The 10391-nt window shown below is 61.9% G+C and carries 8 protein-coding genes; 6 read left to right on the plus strand and 2 right to left on the minus strand.

Annotated features, from left to right (window positions below; all coding sequences use genetic code 11):
- Positions 1-82 precede the first annotated feature (82 nt).
- Together HZC36_11910 and HZC36_11915 are read left to right on the plus strand one after the other, a co-directional pair.
- The gene (locus tag HZC36_11910; GenBank protein ID MBI5707679.1) at positions 83-586 is read left to right on the plus strand and encodes a hypothetical protein; all 504 of its coding nucleotides are present in this window, start codon (positions 83-85) and stop codon (positions 584-586) included.
- A gap of 179 nt (positions 587-765) precedes the next feature.
- Positions 766-2010 (plus strand): hypothetical protein, encoded by a 1245-nt coding sequence (locus tag HZC36_11915; GenBank protein ID MBI5707680.1) that lies wholly within the window; start codon positions 766-768, stop codon positions 2008-2010.
- Between the two features lie 48 nt (positions 2011-2058).
- Here HZC36_11915 and HZC36_11920 read toward each other — a convergent pair whose 3' ends face one another.
- Complete coding sequence (locus tag HZC36_11920) at positions 2059-2613, minus strand: hypothetical protein (protein MBI5707681.1); 555 nt, start codon at positions 2611-2613, stop codon at positions 2059-2061.
- 225 nt (positions 2614-2838) lie between these two features.
- Between HZC36_11920 and HZC36_11925 the strand changes: the two genes are divergently transcribed.
- From HZC36_11925 to HZC36_11940, 4 genes are all read left to right on the plus strand, one after another.
- A complete protein-coding gene (locus HZC36_11925; protein MBI5707682.1) occupies positions 2839-5709 on the plus strand; it encodes a hypothetical protein in 2871 nt (956 codons plus the stop codon).
- A gap of 138 nt (positions 5710-5847) precedes the next feature.
- On the plus strand, positions 5848-6255 hold the full coding sequence (locus tag HZC36_11930; GenBank protein ID MBI5707683.1) for a DUF423 domain-containing protein: 408 nt from the start codon (positions 5848-5850) through the stop codon (positions 6253-6255).
- 26 nt (positions 6256-6281) lie between these two features.
- Complete coding sequence (gene rpiB / locus HZC36_11935; GenBank protein MBI5707684.1) at positions 6282-6713, plus strand: ribose 5-phosphate isomerase B; 432 nt, start codon at positions 6282-6284, stop codon at positions 6711-6713.
- A gap of 262 nt (positions 6714-6975) precedes the next feature.
- Positions 6976-10029, plus strand: a complete 3054-nt coding sequence (locus tag HZC36_11940) for a glycosyl hydrolase (protein ID MBI5707685.1) — start codon at positions 6976-6978, stop codon at positions 10027-10029.
- 89 nt (positions 10030-10118) lie between these two features.
- On the opposite strand, the gene HZC36_11945 is transcribed toward HZC36_11940, so the two are convergent.
- The coding region (locus HZC36_11945) for a hypothetical protein (protein ID MBI5707686.1) at positions 10119-10391 on the minus strand (273 nt) is incomplete at its 5' end.

Consider the following 10391-nt stretch of genomic DNA (forward strand, 5'->3'; position numbering starts at 1 on the left):
CTCAACACTATATCACAGACGAATGTCTATGTATATCTGTCGACGTGCCGCTTTGGCTACGCCGCCTTGGATAGAATCGGCAATGCCGGAGACACCCGAGTCTATTTCGCTGCTAATCATCGTGCACCGGCCCGTGCCAGGCGTCTGGGGCGCGCTTCAAGAGGGCCACGGTTCGGCGGGACGCCCCTTTGCCCTGCAAAAGTCGCCTCCCGAAAGGGCGGTATGGGAGGCTCAGGTGACACTTCGCCAGGGCCGCCCTGCCGGCCCCTTCATCCAGAAGGACTCCAAGGGAAGCTTCATCTACCTCCTGTGGGGCGCTTCTTCTGGCCAGCCTGGTACAGCGATTCAGCGCCGCGCGAAGGTGTATCTACCCGGAGGGCCTGATTTCCCAGGCAGTCACAAGATCTGGGTCATTGAATTCGAGGGCCGTGGAAAGGACGGGGGCCCAGCTTGCGCGACGATCAAACCCACTTCGCCGTGGCGCCCTCAGGAAGAGTGGCCGCGGCGCAGGCACCCAAAGCCGAATGGCACTGACGGGGCCTTGGGGCCTGAAGCTGCGCGGACGTCGTCATGCGATCCCGTGTGAGACGGCAGACGACGGCCCAAGCCCGGCAGGCGCGGGCACGGTACCATCTCTTTTCCCATCGGAGAACGTGATTCTTGGCGTCTATCGGAAGCTCTGCTCAACCACCCTTCGAGCGAGAGCCCCTTTCCACCCGCCGGATCTTCCGCTTCTACTTCCCTCTCGCCGCTTCATGGATCCTAATGGCTACCGACGGGCCGATTGCCGTCGCCGTGCTCTCGCGCCTCGCCAATGCGACAGTAAACACCGCCGCTTTCGCTGTCTTGATGGGCCTTGCCCTCTGGATCGAAAGCCCGATCATCGACCTTCTCGCCACCTGCACCACCCTCGCGACGAGCCGCCACAACTACCTGCAGCTTAGGCGATTCACGCTGATGCTCCTGGCGCTCGTGACGGGAGTGCACCTGCTCATCCTCGTGCCCGGGATCTTCAATGTGGTTGCCTTCAAGATGATGGGTCTGGAGCCCGACGTGGCGCACGCGAGCTGGCTCGGGATGTGTTTCGTCGTGCCCTGGAGCGCATGCATCGGGTGGCGCCGATATTCCCAGGGAATCCTCATCCGAAACGGCAAGACCCGCCCGGTGGGGCTCGGGACTGTCGTGCGCGTGATCACCATGGGAGCGGTCGCTTTTGGCCTTTTGGGCCGCGTGCAATGGGAGGGCATCCAGATCGTGGCGGCTTCGATGGTGCTCTCGATCGCCGCAGAATCGGCCTACATCCACTTCGCATGCCGTGAAGTGCTCCGGCGACGCTACGAGTCACACCAGGGGCTGGATGACGGCCCTACGGTCACCTTCAGACGGCTGATTGGATTTCATTTTCCGCTAACGGCAACGACCATGGTCACCATGGTCAGCTTCCCGATGATCTCGGGCTTTCTCAGCAGAACTCTGGAACCGACCCTTACTCTTGCCGCGTGGCAGGTGTCGGTCTCCGTAGTCTTCCTGATGCGCACGGCGGTCTTCGCGCTTCCCGAGGCCGTGATCGCATTGGCTAGGGACCGGTTCAGCTCACGGAAACTAGCCCGATTCAGCCTCGGGGTGGGGCTTTCCTTGTCAGGTCTCATGGTGCTGATGGCGGCCTTGGGTCTGGACAGGGTCTTGTTTGAACGGGTTTTGCGAACCGAGCCTGCCATTTCAGAGCTCGCCCACATCGCCTTTTGGGCTGGAGCGTTGATGCCCGTCATTGGGGCCGGGCAATCCTATCTTCGTGGCATGCTGACCGCCGGCCACCAGACGCCATCAAGGCTTTGGGCGATGCTCGTCGGGTTTCTGGTGCTCCTCGGCGGGCTCGTGGCAGGCCTGCGTTCTCCTCTGCCAGGCGTCTTGTTCGCAAGCTTCTCGATGACGCTGGGACTCCTCGCCGAACTCATTGTGCTTGCCTGGTTTTGGGCCAGGCACAGCCCGACCGCCCTCGATCAAGCATAAGGGCTCCGGCGCCTGGCGCCGGAGCCCCTACTTGGTTGACGTAATGGACTACTTCCCGAGCGGGAAGGAGATCGCCGCGTACCAACCGTTGTTGGACACGCCGCTGACCTTCGGCATCATGTAGTAGCCGGCCTCGATCGAGAAGTTGTTGCCGCTCGTCGAGGGCTGGTGCCACTCGATGGCCGCTGTGAAGCCGAAGCCTCCCTTCGTGGTCGACTCGGTGGCGACTTCGACGATTTCGGTGGTCAAGCGGGTGCTGTAATAGCCGCCGCGCAGCTTCACGTAGAGCGGCATCGAAGCGTTCGCATCGCCGAGCCCGAACATCACACCGTAGTGGATGCCATAGGACTGGGTCTTGAAGCTGTTGTCGCCGCTGCCAAAGAACGCTCCGATGCCGACGAACGACTGGGCGTTGGACCCGTCGCCGAGCATGCCGAGCGAATAGTCGAGACCGCCGAAGAACGACGTGCTCACGCCGGCGTCTTTCGTGTCACCGGTTGGGAAGCCGACGCCGAGGGTCAGCGAGAGATTTTTGGTGGATGCGTCCGCATAGGCGGAGCCTATGGCCACGGTGGCCAAGGCGATAGAGGCAAGTGCCTTCATCTTGTTGATAGAACCTCCTGTTCTGTTGGTTGCGCTACCTTCCAGGCCCCTCAGCGACTTTCCAAAGTTTCGCACCGAACAGCCTTGGTAGGCGGCACATTATACCTTTCGGCTTTGCCCGGCAAATTCGCCAGGTAGGACCTATTGCTTTGGAGCCGAAGCGCGCTTGGCATGAGGGGAAAACCCCTGGAGGAACGCAGGGCCGTCCCAACGAATAGACACGGCATGTTTCAGCCCCGTCCGCGTTCCATCGCCGCACTGGCAGCCATCGCCATTCTCACAATCTCTGTCCAGGCCCAGCAGGCAATCGATGAGGGCTACACCAAGAAGATCCTCGAATACACCACTGAGAAGTTCTTCCTGACCGAGTTCGTCGACCACCTACCCGCCAGCAAGACCGTTCCGACGCCGGAAAAGGTCTTGGGCTACGTGATCGGCACCCCAAAGGTGCTGACCTATGCCGAAGACTGTGCGCGGTACCTCAGGGAACTTGAAAAGGCCAGCCCCCGGGTCAAAGTGTTCTCAATGGGCAAGAGCGAGGAGGGCCGCGAGATGGTGGTGGCGGCGATCTCCGATGAAGCCAACTTGGCGCGGCTGGCCCGGCTCAAGGAGATCAACGGCCTTCTGGGCGACCCGAGGAAGCTCAAGACCCAGGACGAGGCCGAAAAGCTGCTCAAGGAGGGTGTGCCGTTCTACTGGGCCACCGGCGGGCTCCACTCGCCGGAAACGGGCCCTCCCGAGACGCTAATGGAGCTGGCCTATAGGCTTGCCGTGGACGAATCGCCCTTCTTTGAGACGATCCGCAAGAACTCGGTCATCTTGATTACTCCGGTCATCGAGACCGATGGACGGAACCGCATCGTGGACCTGAACAAGTGGCGCAACGCCAACCCCGGCAAGCGCCAGCCGCCGACCGTGTATTGGGGTAAGTACGTCGCACACGACAACAACCGCGACGGCATTGGCCTGGGGCTGGCGCTCAGCCAGAACATCATGAAGACCTGGCTCGACTTCAAGCCCACGGTCTTTCACGACCTGCATGAGAGCGTGCCGTTCCTGTATATCTCCACCGGAACCGGCCCCTATAACGCATGGCTGGACCCGATCGTCGTCAACGAGTGGCAGATCCTGGCCTACAACGAGATCAACGAGATGACCAAGCGCGGCGTCCCTGGCGTGTGGACCCACGACTTCTTCGATGGCTGGGCGCCGAACTACGCGTTCTACTGCGCCAACGGCCACAACGCCATTGGCCGTTTCTACGAGACCTTCAGCGGCGGCTGGGCAGACACGGGGATTCGGCAAGTCGGCTCTCAGTCCCAACGCGCCTGGTTCCGCCCGAACCCGCCCTTCCCCGAAGTGCGCTGGAGCATCCGCAACAACGTCAACATCATGCAGAGCGCGCTCCTCATCGGGATGAACAAGGTTGCTGGCGAACACGAGCTCTTCCTGAGGAACTACTACCTGAAGTCCAAGCGCAGCATCGCAAAGGCCACCACCGAAGGCCCCGCCGCCTATGTGCTGCCCGCTTCGGACAAGCGGAAGGCCAACCAGCTCGCGATCGTGCGCATCCTCCAGGCTCAGGGCATCGAGGTCCATAGGCTGGACAAGGACGCAGACTCTGCCGACGGCAAGTTCGGCAAGGGCTCGTATGTCGTTCGGATGGACCAGCCCTACAGCCGTATGGCCGACATGCTGCTGGACAGCCAGTACTACAGCTCCAAAGATCCGCGAAGCTACGACGACACCGGCTGGCAGCTTGGGCCGCTCTTCAATGTCGCCACAGTGCGCTGTAAAGACGTAAAGGTGCTCGACGGCACGATGGCGCTCGTTCCTGCCGTGCCGGAGGTCTCCGTGGCGATCACTCCGGCCAACACAGTGCGCCCGGTTTCTTTCGTCCTCAAAAATGGGGCCGACATCGGGTTCATCCGCCTCAAGGCCACCATGCCTGCGGTCGAATTGATGCGCGCGACCGCTGAATTCAAAAACAAGGAGGAAGGCGAAGTCACGTATCCTGCCGGCACGCTGATCGCCAAGTTCCCGGAGGGCGCAGACGCTGAGACCAACCGCCAAAAGCTCGCCTCCAGTGTCGGGATCGACATGGCGCCGCTCGCGGCCTCGGGCGATCTTCAAACCGTCCCGATGGCGATGCCGCGCATTGCGCTGGTCCACACCTGGGCCAACACCCAGAGCGATGGCTGGTACCGTTTGGCCTTTGATCAATTGGGCATCAAATACGACTACATTTCTGTGCACGACATCCGCGATACGGCCGACCTCAAGTCCAAGTACGATGTGCTGCTGCTGACCTCCGCCAGTGGATCGGCCCAGTCCCTCGTGAACGGCCTACCCAAGATCGGCGACCCGATACCCTGGAAGGCGACCGACGCCTACCCCAACCTTGGCGGACCCGCATCGAGTGACGACATTCGTGGCGGCATCGAGCTGGCGGGCATGGTGAACTTGCAGCGGTTCGTCACCGACGGAGGCATGCTCATCTGCACTGGCGCTTGGTGCCGCGTGCCGATCGACTATGGGATCGTGTCGGGGATCGGCTACCAAACCGACGTAACGGTAAACGCTCCGGGAGGCGTGTTCTTGGCTGAAAACGCTAACAAGTCCCACCCGGTGATGTCGGGCTATGACGACACCGTGGGGGTCTACTTCAACGCCAACTCGTGTGTGGTGTTGACGACGGGCGGTGGCGGAGGCTTTGGGGGACGTGGCGGCCCCGGCGCTGCGAGCGGCGAACGGCCCAGCGGCAGAGGCGGCAAGAACGATCCCGACGTGGTTCAGGGAAGGCCGCCGTACAAACCGGTGCTTCAGCCCGGCGATGAGACGCCGACACCGCAGATCGCCGACCCCAACCGGCCGCAGGTCCTCTTGCGGTTCTCAACGGCCGACAAGCTGCTGGTCAGCGGCATGGTCGACATGCCCGAGGAGCTTGCCGGACGTCCGCTACTCGTGGATTGCCCCGTGGGAAAGGGCCACGTGATGCTCTTCTCCTTCAACCCGATGTGGCGCGGCGAAACCGTAGGGAGTTACGCGTTCATCTTCAATGCTGCGATGAACTGGAACACGATGGGCGGAAAGTAGGAAGGAACTAGCCCCTCCCTTGTTTTACGCTTAGGCGGAAAATGAGGGAGGGGTTGGGGAGGGAGACTCCGGGAGATTGGGGGGTGGCGGACTTACTGGCACCACGCACCGCCGAAGCAGTACGCTCCACAGAACGCAATGGATGACCGATCTACTTGGCCCTCGATCGTGTTCGTGTCGGCGGGCGCCGCGTTGAGCGGATTCGGCGTGCTGCTTGGCGCTGTGGGCACCCATGTCTTCGGCCAAGTGATGAACGCCGTCGAGGTTGACACGTTCAAGACCGGAGTCCAGTACCAACTCATCCACAGCATCGCACTGGTAATGGTAGGAATCTTGCTACGCCAATTGGAGCGCCCCAAGGCGGCGGCGCTGGCGGGCTGGCTCTTCCTATGCGGCATCCCGTTCTTCAGCTTCAGCCTTTACGGGATTGCCTTGCTCGACGCGAAATTCCTTGGCGCGATTGCGCCGATCGGCGGCGCAAGCTTCATCGCGGGGTGGGGGTGCCTGGTCTTCGCGGCCAACAAAGGCTGGCGCCAGAGCCCATAATCTTTCCCAGTCTGGAAAGCCAAGAGATGAAGATCGCGATTGCCTCCGACCACGCCGGTTTCCTCTACAAGGAACAGATCAAGCGCCACCTGATCCAGGAGGGCCACGACGTGCGCGACTTTGGGACGGACTCACCGGAATCGTGTGACTACCCGGTCTTTGTCCGTCCCGCTGCGGAAGCTGTCGCGAAGGGCGAATGTGAGCGGGGAATTGTGCTCGGGGGCTCGGGAAACGGCGAGGCCATGGTCTCGAACCGTGTGGCGGGCGTCCGTGCGGCGGTGTGTTGGAATCGGGAATCGGCGATCCTCGGCAGACGCCACAACGACGCCAACGTGCTGTCCCTGGGCGAGCGCATGATGGACTGGGACACTTGCCTTGAGATCGTGGCCCTATTCCTTACTGAGCCATTCGATGGCGGGCGCCACGAAAGGCGCGTGCGGTTGATCGATGGAGAGTAAGGGTTAGCGGTTTGCGGTTTGCGGTTTGCGGTTTGAGATGAAAGCCAACCGTCCCTACGTCCCTTCGTCCCTCTGTCCCTACTTGTTCGGAACCTCCACCCCCTAACCCCGTCCCCCCAACCGCTACGCGACAAGGGGAGGGGGGATGTCCGCCTCGCCCCTTGTGGGAGAGGCCGTTGAGCGAAGCGAACCGGGTGAGGGGGGACCCCTCTTTAGTACCGTGTAGGAAGGAAACTCCTGAAAGCGTGTCGTATCCATCGCCATGCGACGTGACTCTGCGTATTCGAAGGGCATGGCAGCCCTTGGCCTTGCCCTCGCGTTCGGGCTCTGCTTTGCCCAAGAGACCCCACCTGGATTCAAACCTCTGCCCTCCAAGATCGAAGAAAAGGCCAAGTTCCACACGCCGACGGTCAAGGGGATGCCCGCCGCAACGCGTCTGCTGGGATATGACGCCAGGCTGAGGGCCGAAGCCAACTCCCCATTCGCAAACATCAAATGGCGAAGCGTCGGGCCTACGGAGCAAGGCGGCCGCGTCATCGACATCGAATGGAGCCCCGCGACTCCCAAGAAGATCTACGTCGCCTTCGCCACCGGCGGCCTTTGGGTCACCGAGAACCAAGGCCAGACCTGGGCCTCCCTCTTCGACAACGAGAGTTCTTTCGCCATCGGCGACGTTGCGCTTGGCAAGGACGGCAAGACGATCTGGGTCGGCACCGGCGAATGCAACAACCAGCGCACCAGCTATAGCGGCACCGGAGTCTTCAAGAGCACCGACGGCGGCCAAACCTGGAAGAACATGGGACTCGCCGAAACCCACCGCATTGGGCGTGTGCTCATCAACCCGGCCAACGAAAACGTCGTCTACGTCGCGGGCAATGGCCACCTCTACAGCCAGAACCCCGAGCGGGGAGTTTTCAAGACCACTGACGGAGGCAAGACCTGGGACCTCGTGCTGAAAATCGATGAGTTCACGGGGGTCATCGACATGGCGATGGACCCCAAGAACCCCGAAGTACTGATCGCGGCGGCCTACGAGCGCGACCGCCGCGCGTGGAACTTCCTGGAGTCCGGACCCGGAAGCCAAATCTACCGGTCGGAGAACGGCGGCAAGACTTGGACGAAGTGTACGGGACTCCCCACAGGCGTGAGCCTAGGCCGAACGGGCCTGACCGCTTCGCCCTCCAAGCCAGGGCGCTTCTACGCGTTTCTTGAGAACACGGGCCCCGAGCAAGCCCCGTTCAACGCCGACGAAGCCCAGCCTGCTGGTTTTCTGACCAAGCTCCGATTCATGCGCATGAACGAGGAGCAATTCGGCCAACTCGACGCCAAGACCCTAGACCCGTTCGTGCGCCAGTTCTTCCCCGAGGACACGAACGCGGCGGACCTTATCGCGAAGGTGAAGGGCGGCCAAATGAAGATGGGCGACCTCCGAGCCCTGATGGAGAAGCGCAACGAGAACGTCTTTCGCATCACAGACGCCACGGCTGAGGTGTATCGCACAGAAGACGCCGGCAAAACCTGGAAGCGCGCCCACACCCACAAGCTTGGCGACATGATGGGCTACTACTCGCACCGCGTAATCGTCAATCCCACTGACGAAAATGACCTGTTTATCACCGGCCTAATGCTCTATCGGTCCAAAGACGCGGGCAAGACCTGGGAACAGGGCGTAAGCCGCGCGCACTCGGACTTTCATGCCTATTGGGTGAGCCCGACAGACGCCAATTTCCACCTTTGCGGCAACGATGGCGGCCTCTATGCCTCGCACGACAATGGCGCGACCTGGTCGCATCTCAACAACCTGCCGGTCGGGCAGTTCACGACGATCGCCGTGGATAATTCGAACCCCTACAACATCATTGGGGGCCTGCAGGACAACGGCACCCTGATGGGAACGGCCTCGCGCGGAGGGTTCAGGGGGTTTGACCCGGACATGAGCTTGGGGCAGTTTCCGGACGCGATAGTCGCGCAGTTCCAGGGCGGCGGAGGCTTTGGCGGGCGCGCCGCCTCGACTCCCGCTTCGAGTTCGGCTCGCGACGTGATCGAGTGGAAGGTGATGGGCGGCGGAGATGGCAGCGCGGTTTCGTTCGACCCGAACGGCATCGTCTATACGGCCTCGCAGTTCGGCGCGCACGGCGCGCAGAACACCAAGACCAACGAGCGATGGAACGCCCGGCCCCCGAACAGGCGCGGAGACCCGCCGCTGCGGTTCAACTGGGTCTCACCGTTCATCGTGTCGCCGCATCATGCCGACATCGTGTATTGCGGCGCGAACAAGCTGTTCCGATCGCTCAACAACGGCCGAAATTGGGAAGCCATCAGCCCGGACTTGACCCAAAATCGCGAGAACGGCGATGTCCCCCATTCGACGATCAAGGAAATCAGCGAGAGCCCCCTAAAGTTTGGGCTGATCTACGCGGGCACCGATGACGGTCTCGTCTGGGTGACCAAGGACCATGGCGGCAACTGGGAGTCGATCGACACGCCGGCGAGGGGCAAGTGGGTGAGCCGAGTCGTGGCCTCGATGTACGATTTGGCGACCGTGTATTGCTCTCAGAGCGGCTACCGCGAGGATGATTTCTCGCCCTATCTGTGGAAATCCACCGACTACGGCAAAACCTGGACCTCGATCACGGCGAACCTGCCGACCGAGACCATCAACGTGGTGCGCGAGGACCCGAACCACAAGGGCACGCTCTATGTCGGCACCGATCTCGGTGTCTGGGTGAGCTTCAACGACGGCGGCGAATGGGTGCCTTTGAGCGGGAACATCCCGAGAACGCCGGTGCACGACCTGGTGATTCAAGCCAAGGCGAACGAGATCGTCATCGGCACGCATGCGCGAAGCGTGTTCGTGCTCCAGACCGACCCGCTCTTCGAGTTGACCGACGAGATCAGGAAGAAGGACATCCACCTTTGGACCATCGACAACATGCGCCGCGACCCGAGATGGGGCTTCCGCGCAAGTGCGAACTGGAACCGCGCGCTGCCCGCTGCCCCCGCTGTTCAGGGCAAGTTCTTCGCCAGGCAGGGCGGCGCGTGCACGGTCTCGATCAAGGATAAGGACGGCAAGACGGTTAAGGAGACTACGCTGGACGCGCATACCGGCTACAACTTCTTCGAGATCGACCTGGAAGTCCAGGCGGGCAAACCGATTCTCGACGACCCCGCAGCGAGGGACCTAAAGACGCTCGCCGACATTCTGGCCGACCCGTTCGCCGACCGACGGCCGAAGTACCTGGAAGCCGGGGACTACACGATCGAGGTCAAGGTGGGCTCGGCGACGGTCACGCAGAAGTGGCGGCTGACGAGCTGATCCTCCTTTGGTGAGAGCTCCAGGCCCTGAGCTCGACTATCGGGTGGAAGCCATGCCACACCCCGACCAATCGGGGTGCGCGGCCGCCGCTATTCGCCCGGAGGCGCGTGCTTCATGATCTGCGTGCTGTCCGCAGGGTCCCTGTAGCCGCCGAGCTTGGCGTCATAGCGCTCGAAGGGCATGTTGTAGTAGGTCCCGTCCGAGGAGATCATGCGCTCATAGCCCATCGTCGTTTCGTGCCGCGCCTGATCGATTCGGTCCATCGATTCCTGGCGTGCCTGCCAAGCGCCCATGATGCTCGAATCGTCGAGCGGGTGGTTCCTGGGCAGGAGCACCGTGTTCCGGTTGCCGAGACGCGAGGC

The organism is Armatimonadota bacterium, assembly GCA_016223145.1.
In the GTDB taxonomy this organism is placed as follows: Bacteria; Armatimonadota; Fimbriimonadia; order Fimbriimonadales; family Fimbriimonadaceae; genus Nitrosymbiomonas.